The following is a 6,600-nucleotide window of genomic DNA, read 5'->3' as shown; positions in this document are numbered from 1 at the left end:
TTGGTAATCTCAGTAAAGCTGCGGCAGGTTTAGCTTTACTAGGCTGGCAGCCGGTGCATGCCGCGGCCAGTGTACAACTGACAGTGCAGGAGGTGATGGACCTGGTATTAAAAGAAGGCAACCTGTCGCCGATCAAAGACACCGTCGACACCCTGAAAAGCGGGCAACCCACGCAGGTGGTCACCGGTATCATCACGACTATGTTTCCCACGATCGCGATCATACAAGAAGCGATTAAACGTAATGCCAATTTCATCATCGCGCACGAACCTTCTTTCTACAACCACAAAGACGAAAAAGAATGGGTGAAGGACAATGATGTACTGCGGCAAAAGCTGGAATTGCTCGACAAACACAAGATAGCCATCTGGCGTTTTCACGACTACTGTCACTCTTTAAAACCCGATGCAGTGATCTATGGCGTAGCCAAAAAAGCGGGCTGGGCGCCTTACTATAAAACAGGAGAACTGTCGTTCAAGATACCAGCTATATCCTTAAAGCAACTGGCGCAGCACCTCAAAACTTCATTGGGTATTGCGCATATCCGGGTTATTGGCGACCTGCACCAGTCCTGCACACGCGTTGCTTTGTTACCCGGCGCCTGGGGTGGACAGCGGCAGGTAAATGCAGTTGAAACCGAAAAGCCGGATGTATTGATAGTCGGAGAATTGTCTGAATGGGAAACCGCTGAGTATATCCGCGACGCTAACCTATTGGGACAAAAGAAAGGGCTGATCGTTTTGGGGCATAGCGTGAGTGAAGAACCCGGCATGGAATATTTTGCAGAGTGGCTGAGGCCTAAACTGCCGGGAATCAAGGTTACGCATATTTCTTCTGATGATCCGTTTACGTGGTTGTAATGTTAGGGATATGAAAAGGATTTGGAGAGATATAAAAAGGAAAGGGTTGGAGAAATCTCCAACATTTTTAAGTGCCCAGTAGCGGTAGGTTCTCGAACCAAATGGTATTGATTGTTAGTAAGTTAAGTTATTAACTGACTTAGACCCTCAAAAGGCTCACATCTCCGCTACGCAAGTATACGAGAAAAAGAACATTGTGAGCATTACCTTGAATACAATAAAGTACATCTCTTATTCTTAATAATTATAATGAAAACTAAAAGACTTAATAGAAACCAGAAACGAACCAGTCTATATTGATTATTAATAGCTTACACAGAATAAATAATCAATGATTTTTAATAAAAGTAAGGTGTCCTTGTTTCCTTACACATCAACTGCATTAACTTACTCAGCAACAGTCCGGGCTGAAGAACCACGGAATATTAGCACAGCAGCACGCCCTGTTCGTTGTAGGCCATTTGACACAACTTTCTATTATCTATCCAACATTACTCCGTTACAATTATGACCCAAAGAAAAGTTTAATTAAGCAAAAGTATTTTTTTCAATAATATACGAATACTTTCGTACAAAATATTAATCCAATGACTCGACTTATTATTTTAACCTGTTTGATTACTTTGTCAAGTTTATCAATATGTTCAGCTCAAAGCGACCAATCTGAACAAAGAACAAAATTTTCTGCCTCAGAGGTAAAAGAAGATTTTGAGCATTTTTATAAAACGCTTGAACAAACTCATTATAACCTTTATGTGAATACAAAAAAAGAGGTATTTGAAAGGCAGTATGAAAAAACTTATAATTCTATAAACGATAGTTTAACACTACTTCAAATAACACGACTGTTTCAGCCATTTGCAGCACTTTCTAAGCTTGCTCATTGTAATATGAGTTTTCCCTGGAATCTTTACTTTGACAAAAACAATCAAAGTAGTGCCACTTTATTTCCATTTAATGTTACTATCACAAACAATCGGGTTTTTATTATTGACAATTATTCAAGCGATCTTTCCATTCAAAAAGGTGATGAAGTTTTATCAATTGATAGTGTACCCATAAATGTTAAATTAAAAGAAGTGTATGATTTTTTATCGGGAGAGGGGACTGATATAAAAAATACATTGTTAGATTTATTCAATTTTCCCAGGGTATATTGGTGGATACATGGCAACAGTAATCAATATTTAATCCAAATAAAGAATAAAGAAGGAAGTATTAAAAGCGTAATAATCAAAAGCATGAAAGCCTCAGATTATGAACAAAGAGCAAGCAAACAGAAATCAGTATTTAATTTAAACAGAGAATTTAAATTTATAGGGGCTATTGCATATTTACATCCAGGTATATTTATAAACAATCAATCTAGTGGAAATACTTCTGAACATAAAACTTTTGAAACAAATGAGTTTCTATCATTTATTGACTCGTCGTTCAAAGAAATCCATAAAGCCAAATCTCGTTGCCTCATCATTGATTTACGAGGAAACCCCGGGGGTGATAATGCCTTCAGTGACCCTATGATTGCATATTTTGCTACAAAACCTTTTTGGTTCTGCTCAGAATTTAGCGTTAAGACAAGCAGTATCACAAAGCAGTTCTGGAAGGATGTAAAAGATTCTTCACTTCAAGATTTGAAAAACCAGATACTTACAAAAAAAGATGGAGAGATATTTAAGGTTTCATTTCAAAACTACTCTCCAAGAACAGATTCTTTGCATTTTGATGGCAACGTATATGTTTTGGTAGATAGGTATAGTTATTCAAATACTGTATCAATTGCGGCAATAATTCAGGATTATAACTTCGGAGTTGTGATTGGCGAGCCAACAGCTGATGTTGCTTCAAGTTATGGGGCTACTCATGAGTTCAAATTGCCTAATTCACAGCTATATGTTTCTTATCCAAAGGCATTTATTGTAAGACCAAATGGAAAAAGAGCCCTTAAAGGCGTGACTCCAGATGAAATTGTTAGCGATAATATTTTTACGGGAACCGATGAAATTTTGGATTTCACAATAAAATACATCAATGGGCGAAAATAACAAAACGGCCGGTTGGGTTCCTGCAAAAGTGAGTGTCATTTGAGTGTCGTAAATAGTGGGAGAAAGGGCTAAAAAGCGTGATTTTATGACATTCAGGGAATAAAAAAATAGCTCTGTAAATCAATGACTTACAGAGCTATTAAGTGCCCAGTAGCGGATCAAAATCGAACCAGTTTATTCAGATTATCAATAACTTATCGCAATAAAAGGTCTTTGAATATGATTGAGGGCATGCGAATGTGAGGTTGTGCTTTCTCTATTGAATACATACGATAAGAGATTAACTGGTAATCGTTTGCCGATAGCTAAATAGCAACTGTTTTCCAAGGTTTTTTTGGGTAATTTGCCTTCTTGTTATTATTTAATGAAGCATAGACAGCTTCCTAAATCAAATTAATTATGGCTTTAAAAATTACGGATGAATGTATTTTCTGTGGAGCTTGCGAATCAGAATGCCCGAATAACGCAATCTATGAGGGCGGCGTAGAATGGGCAATTTCTGATGGAACAACAGCTAAAGGTAATTTTGTATTGATGGACGAATCTGTTATTGATGCCAGCCAACGCAACGCTCCCCTGGCTCCTGATCTGTATTATATTGTTGCCGATAAATGTACAGAGTGTCAAGGATTTCACGAGGACCCTCAATGTGCAGTCGCGTGTCCTGTGGACTGTTGTGTGCCAGACGAAATGTATGAAGAGTTGACAGAAGAACTGCTGGCGAAGAAAGATAAACTTCATCTTTAAACAGGAATCATAACGAACTGCCGACTAGTTATCAGCGCTATGTCGTAGCGCTCTTACTACGCTAAATGGGGAGAAAAGGTAAGCAATCCTTTCTCCCCATTCTATTCTAAGATTGTCGCGTAGCTTACGATATTTTAGCCTGATACAATAGCGAAATCGAACCTGCTATGACTGAGTATAAAGGGCGTTGAAGAATTGATGCGTTCCACCTAAAATAGAAAACCCGCTCTACGAGCGGGTTTCACTTCTAAGTGCCCAGTAGCGGAATGTTTTCGAACCAGTTTATTAAGATAATCAGTCAGTTATGTTAAGTCTGAGCGATTTTTTAGTGAATAGATGGTGGAATCAAGTCTTAACAAAATATGTTTGTTTGTTGTAAAAAGCCCCGAGGGTTATCCACCAATATTATCTATATTTAAACCTAATTCTGCAGATATGACGAATTTCGAAAGTCGGGTTTATAGTATAAGCGATTTTTTAGAGTGGGATGAGAAAGGTCAACTGATCTTGAATCCTAAGTTTCAAAGGCGTAATGTTTGGACGCCGACAGCTCGATCCTTTCTGATGGATACCATAGTTCGAGGAAAGCCCATTCCAAAGGTTTTCCTACGACAAAAGATAAACGTACAGACAAAGCAGTCAATTAGAGATGTGGTTGATGGGCAGCAACGGCTGAGAACAATTCTATCTTTTGTAAAAGACGGATTCGTTATAAACCCCAAACATAATCCTACATATGGAGGTAGATTTTTTTCTGAGCTTTCAGAAATAGACGACTTTATCCAAGAGAATATTTTGAAATTTGAAATTTCTACAGACTTACTTGTTAACCTTCCAGATAGTGAAGTTCTTGATATCTTCAGCAGATTAAATTCTTACTCAGTAACCCTAAATGAGCAGGAAAAGCTGAATGCTAATCATTTTGGGCCTTTTAAGACGCTGGCGGATGAAGTTGCTCATTCTTTTAATAGCTTCTGGACTAATAATAAAGTACTAAAGGATGCAGAAATTTTAAGAATGGCAGATGTTACGATGACTGCAGACTTATTGATAGCGATGATTGAAGGGATAAAAAGCAAAAAAGATGTGTCAAAGTTTTACACATCCTACGAAAGCAACTTTACTGCCGATCCTGGTTTATTAGCATCAAACTTTGCTCAGGTGATCTCAGATATTCAAAACATTTTTCCTGACGGGTTAAAAGATACAGAGTTTAAAAGGATACATATATTCTATACTTTGTTTACGACTTTATTCCATCTGAGGTTTGGCCTGCAAGAGTTAGATAAACCAAGATTAGACATTACAGCAAATGACTTTGCAAGAGTTGCAAGTCGGTTAGATTCCGTTAATTCAATATTCGCATCAGATAATAAATTTGGATTAAATGCAGAACAACTTCAGTTTTTAGAAGACAGCCAAAGGGCGACTACGGACAGATCTGTTAGGAAAAGAAGAACCGAATACCTAATCGATTTAATTCTGCAGTAATGCCAGCCATAGATTCTCTAATTCAATTTAGAACTTCAGTTGCTGAAGCAAACAATTTTACGACCACCATTTTACAGAGATATGCTTCTGGTAATTATAAATTCCCTGTACTACTAAGAAATTTCGTAGTAGAATCTGCTTTTCTAAGAATCTTTATTGCTTGGGAAACTTTTCTGGAAAATATTTTCGTTAAATATATGATGGGCGAACAACCTGTCTTTACACCAATTGTAAATAGATATGCAACACCTATTGATATAAATCATGCCAAAAGTTTTTTAATTGGACTAAGTGGAAAACAATTTGTTGATTGGTCAACTCCAGACACGATAAGAAAACTATCAATCATTTACTTTGGAAACGTTAACATTATAAACACTGTGATAAGCTCAATTCATACCGATTTCCTTGCCTTAAAAACTATAAGAAATGCTGCAGCACATATGACTGCAGCAACAGGTGGCAAATTGGATGTTTTAGCATCCAATATCATGGGAAGTCCACAAGTGGGAATAAAAGCTGCAATGTTACTACTATGGGCCGACCCTGTCCCTCCCATACCAGTATCCCTTTTTTCGAATTACATCACCCTTCTTGATACATCTGCGGAACTGATAACCAATGGGTAATTGTGTAATGTATAAAGTATTAAATGTATATCCTGGCCACGTTGACCCTCTATTCTGGTATGTTAACCACACCTACGAAACAAGTAAAAGTGATAAGACAATTATCTGAAGATACACGTCATGAAGGTGAAGATAAAAGAAGCCTATATTAACAATGACGAGTATTTGCGTAAAAGATGGCTGGAGTAAATTGAAAGCTAGTAAATTGTTTTATAAAATAGGTATTACCTAAACCACAAGTTCGAAACGCAAATGCGCAATTCTTATGACTGAAAACTTGATATCATTTAATGATGGTGATTTTTATGATTTAATTTCCGCTCGTTACGTGCAAAAGGGCGGCGTTTATAAAATTATCGCGGTCCGAGACGGAAGGCGTGTTCCTATTAATCGGTTCCTAGGAACAGATAACGAAGGGATACTTTATATTGGAAAAGCAACTTCATTTATTGATCGGGTGGTTAACCTTAAAAAGTCAATTTCTCCTAATTATAATGGTACTGGACACATATGCGGAAGGAGATATAAATCCAACCCTAGTATTGCGAAGCTCTTCCCTTATGATATATTGTATACCGAACTTATTGAAACAGATACACCGGAAAAAGTTGAAAAACGCCTGTTGCGAGAATATTTGACAATTTACGGCGAGGTGCCACCCTTAAATGCAATTTAAGTACAGCTCACGGGTTTAGGGAACTAAAATTAATATACCGCAGAATTGAAACGGTGACAGGATATCTTCTTTAGCTATCTGCTTTTGTGCAAACGAAAAAAGGCTTACATAAATGCAAGCCTTCTAAGGAATTGGTAATATCAGTGCTCACT

The 6,600-nt window shown here is 37.4% G+C and carries 6 protein-coding genes; all 6 read left to right on the top strand.

Going from position 1 to position 6,600, the window contains the following annotated elements:
• Positions 1-860, top strand: an 860-nt coding sequence (locus tag QZT80_RS25805; RefSeq protein ID WP_295129113.1) for a Nif3-like dinuclear metal center hexameric protein, incomplete at its 5' end; no start/stop codon positions are given.
• 587 nt (positions 861-1,447) lie between these two features.
• The gene (locus QZT80_RS25800; protein WP_295129111.1) at positions 1,448-2,905 is read left to right on the top strand and encodes a S41 family peptidase; all 1,458 of its coding nucleotides are present in this window, start codon (positions 1,448-1,450) and stop codon (positions 2,903-2,905) included.
• A gap of 399 nt (positions 2,906-3,304) precedes the next feature.
• Positions 3,305-3,652 (top strand): 4Fe-4S binding protein, encoded by a 348-nt coding sequence (locus tag QZT80_RS25795; RefSeq protein WP_295129108.1) that lies wholly within the window; start codon positions 3,305-3,307, stop codon positions 3,650-3,652.
• 435 nt (positions 3,653-4,087) lie between these two features.
• Positions 4,088-5,143 (top strand): DUF262 domain-containing protein, encoded by a 1,056-nt coding sequence (locus tag QZT80_RS25790; protein ID WP_295129106.1) that lies wholly within the window; start codon positions 4,088-4,090, stop codon positions 5,141-5,143.
• A complete protein-coding gene (locus tag QZT80_RS25785; protein WP_295129104.1) occupies positions 5,143-5,772 on the top strand; it encodes a hypothetical protein in 630 nt (209 codons plus the stop codon). The genes QZT80_RS25790 and QZT80_RS25785 overlap by 1 nt, the downstream gene beginning before the upstream one ends.
• Positions 5,773-6,037: 265 nt before the next feature.
• Entirely contained in the window at positions 6,038-6,448 is a 411-nt protein-coding gene (locus QZT80_RS25780; RefSeq protein ID WP_295129102.1) for a hypothetical protein, read from the top strand.
• Positions 6,449-6,600 lie beyond the last annotated feature (152 nt).

The organism is uncultured Chitinophaga sp. (assembly GCF_902168175.1).
Taxonomy (GTDB): domain Bacteria; phylum Bacteroidota; class Bacteroidia; order Chitinophagales; family Chitinophagaceae; genus Chitinophaga.
Note: the sequence above shows the minus strand (reverse complement) of the source record. Positions and strands in the feature narration are given on the sequence as shown.